Source organism: Angelakisella massiliensis (assembly GCF_900104675.1).
Lineage (GTDB): Bacteria > Bacillota > Clostridia > Oscillospirales > Ruminococcaceae > Angelakisella > Angelakisella massiliensis.
Window position 1 is genome coordinate 488,678 of record NZ_LT629945.1, and the last position, 21,622, is coordinate 510,299.

15 protein-coding genes are annotated in these 21,622 nt (G+C 51.7%); 11 read left to right on the forward strand and 4 right to left on the reverse strand.

The genetic code is table 11. The annotated features are described in order from the left end of the window. Positions 1 to 46 precede the first annotated feature (46 nt). From BQ5383_RS07565 to BQ5383_RS07590, 6 genes are all read left to right on the forward strand, one after another. Complete coding sequence (locus BQ5383_RS07565; protein WP_071430851.1) at positions 47 to 460, forward strand: sigma-70 family RNA polymerase sigma factor; 414 nt, start codon at positions 47 to 49, stop codon at positions 458 to 460. Positions 461 to 967: 507 nt separating this feature from the next. Next, positions 968 to 1,384 (forward strand): type II toxin-antitoxin system PemK/MazF family toxin, encoded by a 417-nt coding sequence (locus BQ5383_RS07570; protein ID WP_015573001.1) that lies wholly within the window; start codon positions 968 to 970, stop codon positions 1,382 to 1,384. Positions 1,385 to 1,402: 18 nt separating this feature from the next. Further along, positions 1,403 to 1,633, forward strand: coding sequence for a helix-turn-helix domain-containing protein (locus tag BQ5383_RS07575; RefSeq protein ID WP_015573000.1), 231 nt, complete (start codon positions 1,403 to 1,405; stop codon positions 1,631 to 1,633). A 108-nt stretch (positions 1,634 to 1,741) separates the two neighbouring features. Then, positions 1,742 to 1,975: a helix-turn-helix domain-containing protein gene (locus BQ5383_RS07580; RefSeq protein WP_015572999.1), complete on the forward strand. Its 234-nt coding sequence runs from the start codon at positions 1,742 to 1,744 to the stop codon at positions 1,973 to 1,975. After that, entirely contained in the window at positions 1,968 to 2,621 is a 654-nt protein-coding gene (locus tag BQ5383_RS07585) for a helix-turn-helix domain-containing protein (protein WP_071430853.1), read from the forward strand. The genes BQ5383_RS07580 and BQ5383_RS07585 overlap by 8 nt, the downstream gene beginning before the upstream one ends. Beyond that, entirely contained in the window at positions 2,605 to 4,008 is a 1,404-nt protein-coding gene (locus BQ5383_RS07590) for a tyrosine-type recombinase/integrase (RefSeq protein ID WP_071430855.1), read from the forward strand. Before BQ5383_RS07585 ends, BQ5383_RS07590 begins: the two co-directional genes overlap by 17 nt. Before the next feature lie 485 nt (positions 4,009 to 4,493). Here the strand turns inward: BQ5383_RS07590 and BQ5383_RS07595 are convergent, their stop codons facing one another. The 4 genes from BQ5383_RS07595 to tnpA all read right to left on the reverse strand — a co-directional run bounded on the left by BQ5383_RS07595 (position 4,494) and on the right by tnpA (position 8,500). Further along, entirely contained in the window at positions 4,494 to 5,903 is a 1,410-nt protein-coding gene (locus tag BQ5383_RS07595; RefSeq protein WP_207646809.1) for a site-specific integrase, read from the reverse strand. A 20-nt stretch (positions 5,904 to 5,923) separates the two neighbouring features. Further along, positions 5,924 to 7,255: a DNA/RNA helicase domain-containing protein gene (locus BQ5383_RS07600; protein ID WP_071430857.1), complete on the reverse strand. Its 1,332-nt coding sequence runs from the start codon at positions 7,253 to 7,255 to the stop codon at positions 5,924 to 5,926. A gap of 109 nt (positions 7,256 to 7,364) precedes the next feature. Next, positions 7,365 to 7,544, reverse strand: coding sequence for a helix-turn-helix domain-containing protein (locus tag BQ5383_RS20015; protein WP_076944513.1), 180 nt, complete (start codon positions 7,542 to 7,544; stop codon positions 7,365 to 7,367). A gap of 485 nt (positions 7,545 to 8,029) precedes the next feature. After that, positions 8,030 to 8,500: an IS200/IS605 family transposase gene (tnpA, locus tag BQ5383_RS07610; protein ID WP_071428887.1), complete on the reverse strand. Its 471-nt coding sequence runs from the start codon at positions 8,498 to 8,500 to the stop codon at positions 8,030 to 8,032. A gap of 380 nt (positions 8,501 to 8,880) precedes the next feature. Between tnpA and BQ5383_RS07615 the strand changes: the two genes are divergently transcribed. From BQ5383_RS07615 to BQ5383_RS07630, 5 genes are all read left to right on the forward strand, one after another. Next, positions 8,881 to 9,723, forward strand: coding sequence for a tyrosine-type recombinase/integrase (locus BQ5383_RS07615; protein ID WP_071430861.1), 843 nt, complete (start codon positions 8,881 to 8,883; stop codon positions 9,721 to 9,723). Positions 9,724 to 10,086: 363 nt separating this feature from the next. Then, positions 10,087 to 10,380 (forward strand): hypothetical protein, encoded by a 294-nt coding sequence (locus tag BQ5383_RS20695; protein WP_139193383.1) that lies wholly within the window; start codon positions 10,087 to 10,089, stop codon positions 10,378 to 10,380. Between the two features lie 140 nt (positions 10,381 to 10,520). After that, positions 10,521 to 20,657, forward strand: coding sequence for a Cna B-type domain-containing protein (locus tag BQ5383_RS07620; RefSeq protein ID WP_071430863.1), 10,137 nt, complete (start codon positions 10,521 to 10,523; stop codon positions 20,655 to 20,657). Next, positions 20,654 to 21,004 carry a DUF7601 domain-containing protein gene (locus BQ5383_RS07625; protein ID WP_420835670.1) on the forward strand — a complete coding sequence of 117 codons (351 nt, stop codon included), beginning with the start codon at positions 20,654 to 20,656 and terminating at the stop codon, positions 21,002 to 21,004. The genes BQ5383_RS07620 and BQ5383_RS07625 overlap by 4 nt, the downstream gene beginning before the upstream one ends. Further along, on the forward strand, positions 20,994 to 21,614 hold the full coding sequence (locus tag BQ5383_RS07630; RefSeq protein ID WP_071430866.1) for a sortase: 621 nt from the start codon (positions 20,994 to 20,996) through the stop codon (positions 21,612 to 21,614). The genes BQ5383_RS07625 and BQ5383_RS07630 overlap by 11 nt, the downstream gene beginning before the upstream one ends. Positions 21,615 to 21,622 lie beyond the last annotated feature (8 nt).

Genomic DNA, 21,622 nt, shown 5'->3' on the forward strand with positions numbered 1-21,622 from the left:
TCCATTTCGGTCACTCATCCACCCACAACCGAAATGGAGGTACATAATGAAATATATCAACCTGAGGGAGCTGTATCCCGATGTTTATAAAACCGATACCCTTGTAGAAGTCACTGAGGAAGTGTTTGCCGTGATCCAGGCATCCGACCGGGCGGAGGATGCCTATAAGCGCCGGATGTATCGCTACAAAGCACAATACTCCCTGGACTGCAACAACGGCATTGAAAAAGTGGTGATGGTTCAGCCGCCAACGCCAGAGGAAATCCTGGAGGATAAGCAGCTGCGGGAACAGCTCTACGCTGCTGTGATGGCTCTGCCAGATAAGCAAGCCAAGCGGATTTATGCCCACTTCTATCTGGGCATGACTCCAAAGGAGATTGCCCAGGCGGAAGGCGTGGACCCTGGCCGGGTGCGGGACAGCATCCGCAAAGGGCTGAGGAAGTTGGCTAAACAATTTTGATAAGGCTTTATATGGTGCGTCCGTTTGAAGCCATTTTTGTCACTACTAATAGAAGGACAAGTTCTCTTTCCCCCTTCTCTGTAACTTGACAACTGAATAGACGGCATTACCGGTACATATCCCATATACGAGCGAATCAGGCGCGCCGCCGAAACGGACAGCTAAGGAGGTGAAACCAAGCTGCTCCCAGCGATCAACGTCAGCCTGTACCCCGAAGATGGCACTTCGGGCGCGAGGACTATATGGGTGCTTAAAGATACTTCCTCACGGCCTCCTAAAGACTTGGGGGGAACCCTGCGGCGCACGAGTAAAACGACGCTGCGGAGTTATGACAGCCGCGCCAGCGGCGACCGGTAATGTCCCCATCATTCGGGGTGCGTGGCAAATAGAATGAGTGAATGTAAAATCAGAAAGCAGCTGCATGGAGAATGTGGTGTATGAAAACATTTCATCCTTGCCGTGCAGCTGCTTTTTACATATTTCCTTTTTGAAAGGAGATTGGAAGCCATGCGGAGATATTTGCGGGGAGAAATCTACTATGCAAATCTTGATCCCGTGTTCGGTTCGGAACAGTCTGGGTTTCGCCCAGTTCTGATTATCCAGAATGATATTGGCAACCGTTACAGTCCTACGGTAATCGTAGCACCCATTACAAGTAAGCCGGATGTGAAGGCCAAGCTGCCTACACATTGCCGCCTTGATTTGAAAAATTGCCTGAATGAACCATCGGTTGTTCTATTGGAACAGCTGAGAACATTGGACAAGCGACGCTTGAAAAAGTACATAGGAAAATTGAAGAAATCCTCAATGAACGAGGTTAATCGAGCTTTGGCAGTCAGTGTAGGACTGTCAAAGTTTTATTTGTGCCAAAAAGAATGTGCAGAGCATTTGAACCAAATTGCTGAGAATAATACCCGGCAATGACCGGAAGGAGGTTATATTATGTTTGAAGAAAGAATTGCTGAAATGAACCGTGAAACAGAAACCATGCAGGCCCATTATGCTCCTGAGAAAAGGACCTACACAGTTGATGAAATCCAGGATATTCTGGGAATCAGCCAGCCGACCGCCTATGCGCTGATTAAAAAGAATCTGTTTCACAGTATTCGCATTGGGCGGAATATCCGGGTATCGAAAGCCAGCTTCGACGCTTGGCTGGACAATCAGGGTTAATTTGTCAAGGATGTCGCGGGACTGATCGACAACATGGATGATATGGTCTTTATCCCTTACAATATAGGCATAACAGCTGTTTACCTATTTTGAAAGGAGATCGTATCAATGAATCATGTGACGATTGCCCTGGAGCCGGGACAGGTGGATGTTGCCAGTCAGAAACGCACCTATACCGTCCTGGAGATTCAGGATATTTTGAGCATCAGCCGCCCTACGGCTTATGCGTTGATTCGGAAGAATTACTTCCGCAGCATCCGGGTGGGAGGCCAAATTCGGGTTTCCAAAAAGAGCTTCGATGAATGGCTGAACCGTGGAAACGGGGGTGATGCGCATGAATAACATTACCCCTTCCTCAAAGAAGAAAACAAGCATTTCCGTCCGGGAGATGCGCCAGATATTAGGCTTGAACAAAGTGGAATCCTATTGGCTGGTACATCAGAACCGGTTTCGCACGATAGTGGCTGCTGGCCGGATGCGGATAATGCTGGACAGCTTTGAAGAATGGTATGCCGGGCAGTTCCATTACAAGAAAGTCAATGGAGAAGCGCCCGGTTCCAAGTGGGAGAAAACCACAATGTCCATTCGGGAAGCTGCTGCCCTTTTAGGATTGCAGGAAGCAACCCTGTATGACCTGTTGAAAAAGAAGCCATTCCAAACAATCCAGGTGGATAACCGGACACGGATTGACCGGATCAGCTTCTGGGCGTGGTATGAATCCCAGGATTTTTACCGCACCGTGGCAGATCAGCAAGCCGACCGACTAAAATTCGGAGAAACCCTTACCATGCCGGAAGTTGCCCGTCTGCTGGGGACCCACCGGAACAATGTTTACTATTTAGTCCAGAAAGGATGCTTTGAAACAATTCAAACTTCCCGTACCAAGCTGATATGCAAAGATAGTTTTGAGCGTTGGTACGAGGGCCAGAGCAAATATCGGATTGTTTCCGCCGCAAACGGAGGTGATGAGGATGGCATCCATTGTTAAAAGAAAGAGCAAGTATTCCGTCGTTTATAATATCGTGGATGAGAACGGCGTGAAGCGCCAGAGATGGGAAACCTTCGCTTCTCAGGCAGAGGCGAAAAAGCGAAAGGCACAGATTGAGTACCAGCAGAGTACCGGAACCTTCATTGCGCCGACAGCAAAGACGATCCGGGAGCTTTTGGAGGAATACATCAATATCTACGGCATCAACACTTGGGCGCTGTCCACTTATGAAAGCCGCCGTGCCTTGATTGATAACTACATCAACCCAATCATCGGGGATATGCCGCTGGAGCAGGCAACGCCACGCGTAATGGACAAATATTACCGGGACTTGCTGACTGTCAAAGCGAAACCCCGCCCTTACCAGACTCCGCGAAATGAATACCTTTCTCCGAGGACGGTAAAGGAAATACATAAAATCCTGCGGAATGCTTTTAATCAGGCTGTGAAGTGGGAAATGATCTCCAGAAATCCTGTGCTGAATGCTACGCTTCCCAAGTGTGAAACCAAGCCCAGGGAAATCTGGACAGCGGATACCTTGTTCCATGCTCTGGAACTCTGTGACGATGATAACCTGGCGCTGGCGTTGAATCTGGCGTTTTCCTGTTCGCTCCGCATGGGAGAAATGCTCGCACTCACCTGGGACTGTATTGATATTTCAGCTGAGAGTATTTCTCACGATTGCGCCAGCATCTTCGTCAATAAGGAATTACAGCGAGTACAAAAGCAGTCGTTGGAAATGCTGGACGGCAAAGGCGTGATAAAGGTGTTTCCGTCTATTCTGGTATCCAAACATACGGCGCTGGTCTTAAAAGAGCCGAAAACCAAGACCAGCATCCGAAAAGTATTTCTGCCCAAAACGGTTGCTGAAATGCTTCTCAAGCGTCAGGCAGAGCAAAATGAACTGAAAGAACTTTTTGGAGAGGAGTACACCGATTATGGCTTAGTATTCTGTTCTCCGATGGGAACGCCCATTGAAGGGCAGGTTATCAACCGGGCGCTGAATAAGCTGATTGAGGATAACGGGCTTCCGAAGGTAGTATTTCATAGTCTGCGGCACAGCAGCATTACCTACAAACTCAAACTTAACGGCGGAGATATGAAATCCGTACAAGGTGATTCGGGACACGCCCAGCTGAAGATGGTGGCGGATGTGTACTCTCACATCATCGACGAGGACAGACGGCTCAATGCCAAGCGTTTTGAGGATGCCTTCTATTCCGGGCATAAAACAGAGGATGAGCTGGATGGACTTCATGCTCGCTCCATTGAGCAGGCGGCAGCGCCGCAACCAGCAGAACCGGAAACGGATCAGCAGCTCCTTCTCAAACTTCTGAATAATCCTGAGATGGCCGCACTGTTGAAAACGCTGGCAAAATCCTTATAACAGGAGAAGAAAAGCAAGGTTTGGTTCACTTAGCCACCTTGCTTTTTCTTTGTCTTAGCTTTATAATATTTTACAGTGTGACAATCAACTTTTTCAGACTCCTCTGCTAATTCCTTGCCAGTCAGAGGCCGAAAAAAGAGGTTATTTTAGCCGTAAAACCCTTTGGAATGGTTAAGAATAAAACACGCCAAAAGCCCGTAAATGCTTGGGTTTCCTTGTGTTTGGTTACGAAGCGATTAGCAAACTGGGGCGAACTCCTAAGCGGAATGTAGTGAGTTCGAGTCTCGCCGGGGGTGCCAAAATGACCGCTGTAAGCCGTTTTCGATGGTTTACAGCGGTTTTTGTTATCATTTCCTTTGGACGGTCTTGCCGCTCCGCCGGAACAATTTTATACATTTCTCGCTGTATCCCTGCTAATTGGCTTCGAACTCTTTTTCCGATTTTGCTAATGAAAATCGACGCTTTGCTAAAACGATTTTTCCGACCTATTTTTCGGATGGGGCCGCCGCCAGCAATGCGGCCAGGGTGTTGGCAAGTTCCGGCGACTTGCGGAGCTGTTCCACCAGGGCATTCAGGTCCAGCGACACACTCTCCGGCTCCTTCGGCCCCTGGGTTTTTGCCGGAGGGCGCACCGTCCGCAGGTCGGGATTGGCGCTGGCGTAAAAGGCGTCCTCAAACTTCTGGGCGTTCACCTTCCGGTCCTCGTCCAGGATATGGGCATACACGCTGGTAATCATGTCAATCTCCGCATGGCCCGTGTCGCCTTGGGTGGCCTTCAGGTCGCCGTGGTTCAGTTTCAGCTTGTAGGTGGTGCTGGAATGACGGAGGGAATGAAAGACCACCCTGGGCAGCCCTGCCTTCTCCCGCAGCTTCTCAAACTCCTTCAGGATGATGCGGTCCTCGCAGGGGCGTCCGTTGGGCAGCGCCACTACCAGGTCATAATCCTGATACTCGTCACCGAGAAAGCCCCGCAGCTCATCCTGGGCTTTCTTCCATTCCCGCAGGATGTAGGCCAGCGTCTTGGGCAGCCACACCTTGCGGATACTGGAATCCGTCTTGGGCTTTTTCAGAATCACCCTGGTGCTGGTGTTGGGAAACAACGGCGTAAAGATGTGGTAGACATCCTTCTGCCCCAGCATCTCAATGGCCCGCTTGGAGGCCCGCGCCAGCTCCTTGTCGATGAAAACATAGGCGTTGTCATCGGCAATATCGTCATCGGAGATGTGGACATTGTTCCAGGTCAGCCCCAGGATCTCACCCATCCGCAGGGAGCAGGCAAAGGACAGGTTCATCGCTACATAGAGCTTGCTGTCCGTACACTGATCCAGGGCGGTGCGGATCATATCGGCGGTCCAGATGTCCCGCTTCTTATACTCCGTCTTGGGCAGTACCACATTGTCAAAGGGGTTCTTGGCGATCAGCTCCCACCGTACTGCCTGCTTGAAGGCGCAGCGCAGGAGCTTGATGATCTTCTCAATGGTGGCGTTAGTGACCAGGTCTGTCTTTGCGTGATGGGTTCTGGTATTTACCGCCGGGGTTTTTTGCAGGGTCTGGATGTACTTATCCACTACCCGCGGAGTGACATCCTGCACCTTCATATCCCCAATGATGGGGTTGATGTAGTTGGCAATCAGCGAGTTTTGGCTGTCGTACATGGACACGCCCCACTTCTTTTCCCCATAAAGAGAAACAAAATCCAAAAGAAATTCTGCGATGGTCTGGTTGCTGGGCGGAAGGAAGGTTCCCGTGAACTGCTGGTTTTCCACCTCCGCCTTGCGCTTCAATGCGTCCTGGTAAGAGGTGCGGGTCTCCCATTTCTGCCGGGTCTCACCATTTTCATCCGTATAGTTGTAGACGATGGAATAATTCTTTTTGCGTTTGATAATCGAAGCCATAACGATACTTCCTTTCTAAGTCATAGGTCAAGTGACTCCAGCCACTCATCGAATGACCGCTTGGAAATGCGTATGGCGTTGCCAATTCGTACGATCTTATCCAAATCAGAGACGTAACTGCCCAGATATCCCGCCCGCTTTTGTGATACCAGAGAGTAGACGGAGCAGGAAATACCGTGCGCCTGGGCAAACCGCCGGAAACCATCCACCGTTCCCTCTTCCGTTATACGAATACGCTGCCTATCATCCTGCAGTACCACCACCATATTAGCCTTTTGAAACAGGCTGGTCATGGTGGATTCCAACTGTTGGATCCGGTGGGCTTCGTCTACCACCACTAAATTCGGTTCTGACTGAACCTTGTCCAGATAGACAGGCGCAATACCGGACGCCCCCGCGATCACCTGGGACAGTGTACGGCTCCTGGGCAGCGCAAAGATACATCCGCCCTTCTTCTGCCACGAAGGGCCGTATTTCAGGCAATAGGCGTAAATGGCATGCAGTCCCACCACAGTTTTTCCTGTCCCTGGTGGGCCTGAGATAATCATCAAATGCTTGCCGAACTGCGGACTACGGAGTTGATCGATCATGCTACAGATCTTGCGGTTGACCTCGATCTGATCATCCAGCATTACGGCGTTTTCTTTTCTTGCCAACACATTTCTCAAATCCCGAAAGCCTACCTGGCCCAAAACATAGGTGCCGCTAAGAAACTGCTCCACCACCTCTGGTTTCGGCTCGGAAGAGAACAAGTTTCTCAAGTCTGCAGCCAGCAGCTCCTCTTCACCTTTTGTATAGGTCTCATGACGCAGTGGCTCATATGCCTGATAACTGCCCTGGAAGAGCTGCTCCTTATCCTTAAAATTATGGAGGAATTGACGGCATCGCACATCCATCTTCCCATCAGCCACATTACTGTGGTTCATCCGCAGATGCTTGGCGTAAGTCAGCGTCTGTTGGACAGGATGGAGCCTTTCCTCAAAGCGGTTTTCCGCTGGGGACAGACAGATGGAGACACTGCTCTCCCGCCCTGCCACGTTTTCTTCAATGGCGCTCCACTGCTTGAGCTCTATAACCAGTACCAGCGGCTTTCCCGTTGTTTTCCCTTCTCCCAGGAGCACGGCGTCGATCCGGTCACCAATAGGGGTCTGATATTCCAAAACCGATGTCAACGCATCCAGTCCTGCCTGATGCAGAACCTTGACCAAAATCGGAATTGAGTTCTCCCAGGATCTATATTCTGATTCAGAAGGGTTTTCCTGGGATTCACGCAGATGGTCGGCAATTTCCTTCCCGCTCATAGAATAGAGCGTTCCTACGGTAGCAATATAACATCCATCTGTTCTGTCCATAACACCGCTCCTTCTGGCAGGATTATTGTATTTCATTATATCATGAATGTTTTGTTGATGCACCCCCCGCATTCTTTTATAACACTCCTGGTTCTATTTTGGGGAGGAGTTATAAGTCAAATTGATCCAGCCACTCGTCGAAGGATTTTCTGGATATCCGGATGGCTGTGCCAATGCGTACGCTTTTGAAGTACCCTTTCTTGACCAGGGTATAGGCAGATGACCGCCCGATATGGAGGATCGTTGCGATCTCTTCCCCCGTATAGGCATGGGGCTGGGCATGGCCTATATCGCCCTAAGCGGCCTTCAAGTCGCCATTGCTCAGCTTTCACTTACAGAAGACTGAATGGCTCGAAGGATTTACGTCAGCATCTGGATTTTTCTGAGGGAGTTTCAAGAGAACTTGTACCTCTTCAGATGCATTCTTTTGAGGCTCGCTTTTTTCTGCTATAAAATTCCTATCCAGTTCTTCCGAGATTGGTCTGCGGCTTGATCAGGCAAAATCAGTTTTGCGAATTGGAAAGCAGATAAAAAGAGACATGGCTTTCTGAGCTCTGACAAAATGAAGGCATAGCACACCGTCAGGAGGCACCAAACCATGGTGGAAGCGATCATACAGTATATCCTGTGAATAAAAATGAAAAGAACTTGTTTCAGACCATACAAATAAATATCCCCCCGCAAAGCGGGGGGTATTTCCGTTTCGGGCATAGCCCTAATACTACAGGCAACGCACAAGTGCGTTTTTTATTGGCCTGCCAGCCACGCATAGGATTACTTGCTACCCGTAAACGGGTCTCTGGGATCGTAAAGACTTATTTGATCACTTTCTCGATCCATCTTTAATTGGTTCTCGATATACTCTTTTATTGCTTTTGTATTCTTTCCTACTGTGTCCACGTAATATCCTTTGCACCAAAATTCACGGTTCCGATATGCAAACTTCATATTCCCAAACTTTTGAAATATCATTAAACTGCTTTTTCCCTTGAGGTATCCCATAAATCCCGATACACTCATTTTTGGGGGGATACTTAGAAGCAGATGGATGTGATCTGGACATACTTCTCCCTCTATAATCTCAACCCCTTTCCATTGACACAGTGTTCTGATGATATCTCTTATTGCTGCTCTTTTTTCGTTATAGAATACTTTTCTTCTATACTTTGGCGCAAATACCACATGATATTTACAATTCCACTTCGTATGTGCTAGACTGTTTGTGACGTTATTTTGCTCTGGCATTTTAATGTCCTCCTAATGTGTTTTTCAGCGTAACTGGCAGGTCACGTTTTTACTTTAACACATTAGGAGTTTTTTATCTTTTTCACCGCTTAAGCTCTTTTGAACCACGCGACTATCGCGTGGTTTTCTTTACACAAACAGCACCCGCCGATGCAGTCAGCGGGTGTTGCTTTATATGGCCTTATACTATTTGTCACGCTCTTTTTCTCCTCGCATTGGAGGGAAAGTCATCAGAAAATTTCAAGGCCGCATCAATGTATAATTTTACTACTGTACAGCAAGCATTACAGCTGCTTTTTCTTGCAATTTCTCTTTCCAACTTCAGAATTCATACCGTATGATTGAACATAATAAATGAAAAGACTGAAGGAGGAACTTTCATGAAAAAGGAAACATTATCTAAATTATCAGAACAATTCTGTCAAGCGTTAATTCAGGAAGAACGCAGCACCGGTACCATTGAAAAATATCTGCGGGATATCCGGGCTTTTTGTGTTTGGATTGAGGATAAAGAATTAAGCAAAGAAGCAACATCCAAATGGAAAGAACATCTCCTGTCCAAAGGCTATCAACCTACTACCATCAACTCCATGCTTTCTCCCCTCAATGGGTTTCTGCGCTTTATTGGCAGGGACGACTGTCGAGTGAGGTTTTTACGCATACAGCGCCGTATTTTCAGGGACCCCGAACGAGATCTGTGCAGAGATGATTATAACCGTTTGCTGGAAGCTGCCAAAAGAAATGGAAAACTCCGCCTTCAGCTCATTCTGGAAACCATCTGCTCCACTGGGATCCGAGTTTCTGAATTGCAGTTTATTACCGTGAAAGCCGCTCAAATTGGACGAGCAGAAATTTCTCTCAAAGGCAAAATCCGCACTATTTTGCTGCCGGGAAAACTATGCCGCAAACTACTGAAATATGCCCGCAAACAAAAAAATCCTTCCGGAGCGATATTTATCAGCTCAACAGGCAAAAGCATTTCCAGATGTCAAATCTGGCGTGAAATGAAGCAGCTAAGTGGTCAGGCTGGAATCGATCCCCGTAAAGTCTTCCCACATAACTTACGCCACCTTTTTGCCACTGTTTTCTATCAGACCTTTCGGGATATTGTGAAACTGGCAGATGTACTGGGGCATTCCTGTATAGAAACTACCCGTATCTATTTGCTCACCACAGGGCAGGAACACATACAGCAGCTGGAGAAATTAAAGTTGGTCAGCTAAGAAACAAAATTGACATTTTGCTGTTTCAAAGCAAAATAAATAAACTTATTTACATATAATCAAATTCATTATAGCAGTAATTCTGATGTAGCACAAGGCGATTCATGTATATTATGCATGACAAACCAAGACCACAAAGGAAACAACCTTCGTAGTCTTGGTTTGCCATGCATTTTTTGTTTCTTTCGAAAATAATTGTTACTAAAACAATGTCTATATTGGCATTTTAAAAGACCATCCCCAAAAACCGCACAACAAAATGTCAATTTTGTTGTCTGATCCCATTTAACAGAATCTGAAAAATGCAAAGAGCGATATGAACTGGTTTGACTTCTATTCTTTTTGTGACATCGGGGTGGTTTTATGGATCAATTCAACTTTAAAAAAGCGGCCATGCAAGAAAAAGAACCGTACCAAAAGCCTGGATATTTATTAGATGATATTGCCATTTTATCGGGGTGTGCGTATTTATCTGATCTGCGATATGTACCAGCCTGTCAGAGGAGGATTCCTCTTGCATTAAAATCCATCCATCCACAGGTCTATTCCCTTTGGGATTGGGCTGACGCGGCAGAATATCTGATACCCCAAGCGCCCGTTTTTAAAACAGTTTTTGATGGATATGACTACTTATTACGGGCTTTCAAAAGATGCTGACGCATGGATAAGCACCTGGATAACAGTTCGATAAACGGGCTTTGTTTCTCCCCCAAATTCGAACTGCCACTATACTGCGGGCACAGATGATAAATGATATCGGCAAAGAGGCTTTCAAACAAGAAGGGACGGTGAGGATCATGAGAAATTTCAAGCGATTGCTGGCAACTTTGCTGGCCGCGATAATGATGGTCACTTCCAGCGGGGTTACTGCGCTGGCAGAAGGCATTACATATGATTTCTCCACAGCATTTATAGAAAGTGACAGCAATCATCTTCCCTACGTTTCTGTTGATGAGAACGATGACTATGCAGATGGTGATGGGATTACCGGCAATCATGTTGTCACTGATGAAAAAAAAGATCACGAAAGCAGCAATGAAGGCTACATTTCCGGCAATACCGGCGGTGGTATGGGTGCTGCCGGGCGGGGGGACGGAATCAGTATCGGCGCCTCTTTGCCGCCTGAGGAGGACCTGGCGCCTTTCCTCCTTATCCTCTGGCTTGCAGATGAAAACAGCATACACCTGGAAGCTTCTCTGGAAAATCCCGGTGAAGATACTGCTGCCGCAATAACAATTTATTTGGATGAGGCCGAAGCAGCTGCCCTTCAGCAGCCGCTCCCTCAGAATATTGACCTGCGCCATCTGGATGATGGAGGTGCAGAGCTTTGCTTTTCTCTTTCCGCCGCTTCTCCGGAGCTGTCGGAATTGGTCCGTTTTGCCCCACTCGTACCGGGATCGGCGGTTGAAGTAACTGAAGCGGATGTTTCGGTGACTTTTTCCGGGGATCAAAGTGAAACTGCCGGCTACTCTTTCACAGGGGAGCCTCTCTTCCTGGTGGCGGAGGGCAGCTGCCACTGGACCCTGGAGGCAGATTCTGAAGAGGAAGAAGTCCTGTGGACGCAGGATGATCCTCAGGATATGCACTTTACGGTCTCCCTGAATCCTGCTGAAAGCGAAGATCCTCTTCCGGCTCAGAGCCAGGTGATGGACATCGCCCTTACCCTGCCCCAGCCTTTTGCTTTTGTGGAAGGGGAGCCTGTCTGGGACGAGACTCTCCAGCAGATCACTCTCAACGGCACACCCGCCGCATTTTTATCCGGCTTTCATGAAAAGGAAAACGTTACTGTTACCGGACTTTCTCTGTCCGGAGAAGTCTTGTCCTTTACGGTAGAACGTACAGCCGCAGAAGGTGAATCTCTGTCTCCGGCGGAGCTTTCCCTGACCGTCTATGGCGGCGCGGTAACGGTTAAGCGGCCGGAGCCTGCCATCATGACCTTTGCCTTTGCCGGTCCGGCACAGGCAGGCCCATTGAGCGAAACCGTCCAGATGCGCCTGGACGCCCGCCTTACCTCCATTCCCTTTGCAGGCGAAACCTTTGCCGGGGAGACGGCCGGGACCGCCAGCCTTTCCCTCCGGGCTGCGGGAGATATCGAGACGGAAGCCTGGGAAAGTGCACTGAGCGGCAAATTTTTCTGGTGTGACGGCTATGAACGGCAGTTCCGTCCAGCCGCATATCCTGACCCCGTGCTGCAGTTCAGAGAAACGGACCAAGACGGCAATCCGTTGAGCCAGGATTGGGCTGTACCCACACAAGCGCAGCTGGATGCCATGAACATGGAGCAGCTTCCGGTGGTAACGGTTTCCGATACCATGGGGCAGTCCTCCGGGATGTGGTCGGTACCTGCCAAAACGCTGCCCACTCAGGTTACCACCACCGATATCTTCGGTGACAAAACCACCCGGTATTACCAATGGCGGGTGGTTCCTGCAGAGGATATCCCAAACTATATGCTGCTGGAAGTGACCGAAGAGAACAAGGATGAGTACCCTACCGTCAGCGAAACCGGCTGGTACTATATGCTCCTGGATACCTATAGTTTTGATATCACCGTCCGCTGGGGTTCCCGGGGAGAAGAAGGCGGCCAGGCTGGAATTTCCAACGCTATACTTGAATGCCTGAATCTTGCGGTAGTGGCCGGTGCCAAACCGCAGACAATCCGCTTGGATGATCTGTCTCAGGTGGATCAGGTAGTGATTACCCCGGATTCGGGAGAACATCCCAATCACGCTGTTTTTTCCATCATCGACATTCCCAAATACAACATTGACAACACCCTGATTTCTTATACGGTGGAACCTTATGAGGGGCACGATGAAAAGCTGGACCATACGGAACTGCCCAGTTTGTCCGAGGACGAGTGGTATTCCGTTACCTACGACAACACCGGCACCAGCCACGGAAGTGTGACAGACAAGGTACATGATGGCGGCCACATCTATTTTACTCTTTCTGGTACAACCGAGTTTTCTGCCCAGAAAGTCTGGCTGGACGGCGGAGATCGGGAAAACCGCCCTGGTAACAGTGTTTTTCAGTTGTGGCGTTACCGAGAGGGACAGCCTTATACCAGTGCTGCCCCGGTGCGGGACAAGAATGGAAAGATTCTGGAAATGGCCGTGTCTACAGACGAAGATCAAATGGATATTGATTTCTCCCAGCTAAGCAATAACGATGGCGGAGAATCTGATCCCCTGCCCAAGTACGACTCGGAAGGTTACCGGTATATCTATGTGGTTCGGGAATATCTGGAAGGCGAAAACGCCGGAAACTACGAGCAGGTGTTCGGCGATGTAAAGAAGGACGACGCAACCGGCACCGTAACCTATACCGACCAGGTACCACCAACTGAAACCGAGCTGCCGGAAGAAACGATCCGTACCACAGCTTCCCGTGGAAATGACAATACCTTTGTATACGATAGCGGCACCCTTTCCAACCGGCGCAAGGGAACCACCAACGCCACCGCTGTCAAGAGCTGGGAAGCAGCGGCATTCCAAGCTCAGCTCAATGACGTGCGGGTGGAGTTTACCCTGCAGGTCCGTCCAAAAGGAGAAAGCACCGACGACCCGGAAAACGGATGGGAAACGGTGCTGGACAGCGACGGAAAACCCATACAGATCGAAATGGAGAACTTTACTGCGGAAGATCTGGTGGAACGCAGTGAAACCCGGTCTGCTTCCAAATACGGTCCCTTTGGCCGGGAAATGGAATACCGCTGGGTGGAGTCTGGTGTTTACCAAAAGAACGCAGATGGCGTCTATGGAGAAAACCTGCTGAAAAACGGCGTCTTTACGCTGCAGCAGGGGGGCCGGAAAATCCTTTACCGCAGCGAAAGTACCGTCTGCCAGGAGGAAGATGGCAGCTGGGTGACCCGGCTGGAAAACTCCATTGCCAACACCATTACTTACCATGTGGAAAAAAGATGGCATCAGAGCCTCAATCCCCAAGAGATTACCCTCCAGCTCTATGTAATGGGCGCGGATGGGACGGTAGGCAAACCTCTGTGTGAGTTTACCATGGACGGAACCGCGGACGGTACCCCCACCACTGTGACCATAGACGGCTTCGGCTCCTTCACGGTGCAGGAGGGGGAAAACGGGACCCCCGAAGATGGCAGCGACATCGGTCATATTTGGGCAGCGGATCTTCGTGATCTGCCCCAGTATGACAGCAGCGGGCGGCTCTATGAGTATGTGCTGCTGGAAAAGGTGGACGAAGACTCCGGCCGCATTCCTCAATCCCAAACCACTAAGGACGAGGATGGAAATTACACTACCGTGCTCACCAACGGCCCCGGCGAGGGCAACCAGATCCTGGTGCGCAAGTCCTGGATCGACGATGGAGACTCCCTCCATCGGGAATCGGTCACCATCGGCGTTTATCACAGAACCCAAACCGACCCTGAGACCCAAAAGCCTCTGAGAATCAGCGAAGTCACCCTGGAAAGTGGGATCTGGCTGAAAGAGGTGGGGATTGGCAGTTATACACCTGATGAAGTTTTCCTGGTGGAAGAAAAAATAGGCGGGAAAGAATTGGACTATGCCGCCCGTCTGGAAAACAGCCAGTCATCCCACTACGCGGAAGGAACTAATCATATCTATGAGGTCACCTACTCTGAAAAAGAGGAACTGGCAGGCGCCTCCTGCTACACGGTAACCAACCGACGTCTGGGGCATATCAACATCGTAGCCACCAAGTACTGGAACGATGGCGGGAACAACGGCCAGCGTATTGAGGACGCCCTGGAGGCTATCCCCCAGACCGAACGCCCCCGGCTGGTGCTGCGGCTGCAGTTTGCCAACCAGCTGGCCCAATATGACATTCGCCGCGCCGCCGAAGGCTATGACGAGATTTCCCTGGGGGGAGACTACATCCCCGTGCGGGACAACGGCGGAGATCCGGATGCTGAGAATGGCGGGGATTTCTCTACCATTCTGCGGGATTTGGAATATGGAGCAAATGATACGGAGTATTACTTCTCTGGGCTGCCCAAGTATGACACAGAAGGCCGTGTGGCCCACTATACCATAGCGGAAATCTGGGTTGACAGCAGCGGCCAGGAGGTTTCTCTGACAAAACTGGCGGAAAAGAGCGCTCATACACAGGCATGGCAGAATCTGCTGGATGTCTGGAAAGAGTACACCACCTCCATCAAGCAGACAGATTACTCTGTAGAGGAGCATCACGACCGGGATACCCAGTCCATGTCGGTCACCAATTCCCGGGTGGGGTCTAAAGAGATCAGCTGGCACAAGCAGTGGCAGGATGCCTACGCCTATGAACAGGGTGTCCGTCCCGACCTCTATCTGGATCTTTACCGGTACACCTCCAATCCGGATACCGCGCAGAAGCTCACCCTTTACCGGTCCAACTACCGCTGGCGGCCGGTGGCATCGGAAGAAGAGGATCCTGATGGTCTTTACGATGAGAAATGGCACTGGCACGCCGTATTCAGCGGCCTGGACAAATACGATGATGATGGCTATGAGTATACCTACTACGCCATCGAGCATACCTCGGTAAACGCCAGCGACTTTGATTATCTCCCGGCCCAGTACAAAAAAACAGCCGATGGCGCAACCGGAACAGAACCCCTCGGAACCGTTGACGCGCCGCTGGACAACTCCGCCGTGGAAAGCGGCTGGATGATCGAGCTTACCGCAGAGTGCGCCTGCAACCAGCAGGATATCGGCAAATATCTGCTGCGGGAAGAGGGCACCTTCCTCAACGCCCTCAGCGGCGAAGCCCTCATTCAGGGAGACAAGATCTGGACCGGTCTGCCCACCGGTTACGATCGTGAAAATGATCTTCCCGGCGTCACCTTTACGGTGCAGCAAAAACTGCGCGGAGTGGTGACAAACGAAAAGATCGCCACCCTCACCATCACCTCTGAGGACTGGGAAAAGCTGCAGGCCTCGGGACGGTACAAATTCACCATTCAGTATCAAGGGAGCAATGTGGTTCATATCACCGGAGAGGGAGATCAACAGCAGATTGCCTTCCACCCTGAAGGAGATCCTCAAAACTGGAAGCCTCTGTCCAAGTACGATGAAACCAATGGCAATCTCTATGAGTATACCCTCAGTGAGAGTGTTCAGTTCATCGGTGAGGGAGCGCCCGCGGATGAAGTGGTGTTTGTAAAGGACGGGAGCGGGTTCTCCTTTATCAACCAGTATATTTCCAAACAGAACCTTACCCCCTTTACGGTGAAAAAGCACCTGTATCTGCCCAAGGATGAAAATGGAGCGTATGTTTTTCCCGGAGTGACCTTCCAACTGAGCCGGACCTATATCAAAAATGACGGAATCACTGTTTCCGCCCCTGAGATCCTGGGGACCGTCTCCTGGAAATCCCAGGATGTCAAGAAGGCCTGGGAGAGCATGACCGATGAGGATGAACAAAAGCAGAATGGCTATGTCACCGGCACCATTTCCTTCGGGGACCAGGAGATCTACGCTCCCAACGGCAGCCGTTACACCTATACCGTCACAGAAGTAAAGGATAACCTGGCCGGCTTTGACACCTGGGCGGCGGCAGGGGAACTCTCTGCGGCCAATGTGATGACGGATGCAAACAAACATGACCCAACAGCGGAAGGTTCCCCGGCAGAGCCACAGGTGACGGGCATCACACTGCAGGCCCTCCCAGAGGGTCAGCAGGCCCCCATTTACGCCACCTTTGCCAACCAGCGTACGGAAATCCAGCAAACCCTTACGGCAATTCAGGGCACCAAGATCTGGAAGGATTTTGGCAATCATTTCGGGCTGCGGGCGGAAGACTTCACATCTCAGTCAAGCGATAAAGGCGGCAGCGCCATTACGCTTACCCTGTCCCGCTACGCCAAAACGCAGCCGGGGCAGAACAACGCCATCGATCTGGAGCCGGTGACCGCTACCTTCCAGGGCGACTGGTATGAGGATGGGGTGAAAGACCCAACCACCGATAACAAAACCCTGTATTCGACCTGGTACTACTCCTTCGTTTCTCAGGCAGATGACCAGGTCCTGGAGAAGTACGCCCCCAATGGTATGCCCTGGATCTATGTGGTGGAAGAAACCCTCACAGGCGACCTGACAAACTACGATGTGGAAAAGGGCAGAGTGGAGCTGTCCGCTCAAAACGCTGTGCCGGAAGACGGTACCCTTACCCTCACCCTGCCGGAACTTGTCAACTCTCTGGAACGCACGGTCACCTATTCCAAGAACTGGGTGGACAAAAACGGCCAGCCCATCACCGAGGATGTCCTGGGCTACCCTGTGGAGGTCACCTTCCGGCTGGATGTGGCAGAATACACCCGCGAACCCACAGGAGAAACCGACCAGAACGGAAAGCCTGTGTACAGCTACGACATTGTCGGCGGAAATAATGGCTGGCAAACTGCTTCCAACTACTTTGACCCCAAAAATGGAAACATCGCTCAAGAGGCCTACAATGCCATTTTTGGAGGCTCTGCCCCACCCTTCAGCCAGGTCTTGGAGGGACATTTGGGGGATGCGGCGGTATGGGGTGTAGAGTTCGACGGTCCCACCAAGCTGCCGGTGGCTATCCGCAAAAACAGCGGCCAACACACTGGGGAGATTGTTCTGCTGACCTACCGGGTGGTGGAGACACAGATCAACAGGATCGGAGAAGACGGTACAAAGACCCCTGTTGTTTCCTTTGGTGTGGAGCCATCTGATGACGGCAAAAAATATACATACACCTATCCGGCTGGCTCTTTCTTTGAGCCGGTTTACTATCCGGATGGCTTGTCTGATGGCCCCAAAGAGTATAACCACTCCTATACCCGCAGCCTCTGCAACACCTTGGATGAGGCCGCACTCACTGTAACAAAGCAGTGGGTGGGCGACCACCAGAACGCTTACAATACCCGCCCGGCTACCACCCGTACCGGCGGATATACCTGGCAGACCAGCCTGCTGATCCAGCGCAGTGTTTCCCCGGATCAGTCTGACAGCTGGGAACATATCTATACAAGAAACGGCCAGCCCGCCCCCCTCATTGTTACCCTTTACGGTGACAATTCCCAGCATCGCGTAGACTTGAGTATCTCCGGGCTGCCTGTGAAAGATGGGGAAGAAAATCCCTACACCTATCGGGTCCGGGAACTTTCGGCGGATCTCAACTGGGTGGACACCACAGATCCGGAGGTGTCTGCCGCCATCCAGGATATCACAGAAAAAGGCGACCAATCGTCGTTTGTCCTGGGGGCGGATGCCCACTACAACACCGCCTATACCGTGACCTATCCGCAAAATAATCCTGCAGCCGCCGTCAACACTCTGGACAGCACCAAACTGTATGCCTCCAAGGAGTGGATCCGGGACGAAAACCTGACCACCGGCGTCACCTTCCAGCTGCAGTATCAGGTTTCCGCTACCCAGTGGAGGAACCTATCCGCGCCTGCCGGAACAGTGGCTCTCAACGGCACAGCAGACACCCCTGCGGCAAATGATCCCAGCTATGAGCTGGATCCGGAGACCGCTTCTCCCTATCGCTGGATGGCTGTATGGGAGGATCTGCCCCTGCGTATACCGGGCAGCTGGCTGACAGACGAAAACAGTGTCACAAACTACCGCATTGTGGAAACGGTGGCTGGCGGTCAAGGCGGAAACTATATCCAGACCAGCGCTGCCGAAGACTATTCAAATGGTGGTGAAACCTACACCATCTGGAGGTTTGTCAACACCCAGAAGACCACCTATCAGGTGCAGAAAGTCTGGGCCCTGGACGCGGGTGTGAATCCGCCCAATGCGACCGTTACCCTCTACCGCACCACCGATGAAAGTAAGATCGGCACCGGCCAGGGCGAGCTGGTGAGCGTAAGCGGCAATCCTCATACCTTCAGCGGCAGAACTCCTGCCATCAAGTCCTTTGCCAACCTGCCAAAGTATAGCGAAAACCATCAGCTTTATTACTACTACGCTTTGGAAACAAGGATCGGAACCACGGATGTGGATGTCCCTGATGAAGAGGGCTATGCAACCATCGGCACTCAGGCCAATCGTTATGACGCCTACCACAGCTGGGCGGCGGATCACACCAAGACTACGGTGCTCAACATCGGCTATAAGGACCTTCCCATCACCAAGGTCTGGAAAGACAATGGCGATGCCTACGGCACCCGCCCGAATGATTTGGCCCTTACCCTCTACCGCACACCAGCGGGTGGCAGGGAGGAAGCGGTTACCGCAGTACAGCCTGAGTGGACCGATCATGGCGACAGTACCTGGACCCTGACCTACACCGGCCTGCCCATGGCGGACCCACAGGGCAATGTCTACACCTACCGGGTCGAGGAGGAACCAATTTCGGAAATCTCCGGAAAGGGCAGCTATGTCCCCACCGGGCCGGTATCGGAAAACGGCGGGTTCACCCTTACCAACACCCTTAACGGGGAGACTGCGCTCACTGTCACCAAAAACTGGGTGGACGGCGACAATGCGGATAAGACCCGTCCCCAGTCCATCACGGTCACTTTGTATCAAAACGGGCAGCCAATGCCGGGTAAGACGGTGGAAATCAAGGCCCCCAATGCGCTGCAGCAGCTTTTCGGCGCCGACGGCAACCAGTGGAGCTATACCTTTACAAATCTGCCCAAATACGATGAGGACGGTATGGAGTATACCTACACGGTCACCGAGGAGCCGGTCAACGGCTACAGCTCTGCCCAAAGCGGCGCCACCTTCACCAATATGCTGCTCACCAGCGTACAGGCGGAGAAGATCTGGCCGGGAGTGGCTGAAGCAGACAAAAAGCCGGTTACTGTGAAACTCTACCATACCACCGCTGACAACCCCACTGAAAACGACTGGACCGAGGTGCCTGTATCTGAGGGCGGCGGCGAGAAGATCATCACAGCACCTGATTGGACCATCACCTACAGCAGCCTTGTCCGGTTTGCACCGGATGGCAGCCGCTATAAATTCAAGGTGGCGGAAACTGCAATCGACGGCAAACCGGTCACGGACTATGACTACATCATTCAGTACGGCGAGAATGACACCTCCACAGCCGGCTTGATTGAACTGCTGGTGGCGAACATCAACCCCGGCAGCCTGACCGGCACCAAAACTTGGAAGGACAATGGAAACGTTTACAGCACCCGGCCTTCTAAACTGGAGCTGACCCTGGAGCGCACCACCGTGTGGAACAATCCCACTGAGGATGACTGGAAGGAAGTGCCCGCAGGCGAATATACCCTCACCTGGTCCAATACCGATACTGATCAGTGGACCTATATCATTGAGGGATTCCCATCTGCCGACGGCACAGGCAATCTGTATCTCTACCGTGTGCGTGAGGAAGCCATTGATCCTCTCCCCGGCGGCGACCACTACCAGGAAACCAGCGGCAGCAGCGGGGATTACGATTTTACCAATACGCTGCGGGGTACGCTGGATATCCCGGTAACCAAAGTGTGGCAGGACAATGATGACGCCTTTGGCCTCCGGCCGAAGCAAATCACCCTGGAACTGTACGCAAACGGAGGTACAGATCCTGTCGAAACCGCCCAGCTGAATGCCCCCAGTCTCTTGGATCTTTTGCTGGGCGATCGTCAAAACATCTGGCGCTATACCTTTGAAGACCTGCCCAAATACGACGACAGCGGCGCCTATATCACCTATGAGGTCCGGGAGGTTCTGACAGCGGAGGACGGAGAAGTTTACCAAGTGACGGTCTATCCGGAATCGGCGGACGCTTCTGACCTGCCGGCGGAGGGATTCACCCTCACCAATACCGGCGAGGGACGTCTGCTGGTTACCAAAACCGTCACCGGAAGCCGCGGTGACCGCAGGAAAGACTTCACCTTCACCCCTGTGTTTGTAAATGGCGCGGACGAAGAACTGACCCAAGCCTTCCCCTATGAAAAAACCTTCAGGACGGCACGGTCCAAACCGGAGAGATTGTCAGCGGCGAAAGCTTCCTGCTGAAGGACGGCGAACGGATGAAGATCGACGGTCTGCCCGGCACAACCCGCTACACCGTCACCGAAAGCGACAACTCCGGCTACCGGGTAAGCTCTTCCGGCGCTGACGGAGAGATCCTGCCCGGCGTGGAACGAACCGCCAGCTTTAACAACTACCGCGGCGGCAGCGGCGGGGGCGGCGGGTCAACCCCGGATCCCAAGCCTCAAGAAGAACCGACCCCTGATGATTCCCTCCCACAAACAGGACAGAACTGGATGCTTCCCTTCCTGCTGGCAGCTGCGGGGGGAGCGCTGGTGGCCACCGGAACATGGATGAGCCGCCGGAAAGGGAGGAAGCATGATGACCCATGATACAAGCCATCGGATGGGTCTGATCTTTATCCTGCTGGGGGCGGCGGCACTGACCGCCGCCGCCCTCCTGGCTGGACGCAACCTGCTGGTGGAGCACCGCGCGGAACGAAATGCCTCCCAATTGCTGGCCCAGGTAGAACAATGGTCTGCACAGCCGGAACAGGTCATCGACCAGGCTGTGCTGGCAGAAGCCCCGGAGGATTCACCCACCATTTGGGACAGCTATGATGTGGACGGGGTGCTCTCCATCCCCAGCCTGGGGCTGAAGCTGCCCGTTCTGAGCCAATACACCGAGGATCTGCTGAAGGTAAGCCCCTGCATTTATCAGGGGCTGGGGGGCAGCCAGCCCCAGCGACTGGTGATCGCGGGGCACAATTATCGTTCCCACTTCGGCTCTCTGAACCAGCTTGCTCCGGGAGATGAAATCACCTACCGCTCTCTGGATAAGACTGAAACCTTTTTCCGGGTGACCCAACTGGTGGAAATCGGTGCTGAGGATGCCGTCCTTCTGGAGGAAGGCCAATGGGATCTGACCCTCCTTACCTGCAATCTGGATATGAGCAGGCGCCTTCTGGTGCGCTGCGGCATGATTGTCCCGGATTCCCAATAACGCGGGAT